General features: G+C 67.5%; 1 pseudogene. It reads right to left on the minus strand.

The features are described 5' to 3' along the window. Positions 1-240: pseudogene (locus HWD93_RS18845) on the minus strand (NCS2 family permease); the annotation flags it as partial.

Raw genomic sequence — 240 nt, forward strand, 5'->3', positions numbered from 1 at the left:
AAGCCATGCCGGTCCGGGCGCCTTGGCGGAAGCCGGCAGCGGAGTCAATGAACACAGTGTTCGACGATACTGAGGCGCCACCACCCGCGATCGCGCCGGCACCCTGGACGACGAGCGCCGACTTCAGGCGCGGGAAGGTGCCGTCGGGGTTCGGGACACCGGCGGCCTTCGCGAGGCCGGTCATCGAGCCCATGGCGTCGAAGAAGTTCGTGAAGACGAGGGTGAAGACGAGCATCGACG

Origin of the sequence: Curtobacterium sp. C2H10 (assembly GCF_025407985.1) — a bacterium.
GTDB lineage: Bacteria > Actinomycetota > Actinomycetes > Actinomycetales > Microbacteriaceae > Curtobacterium.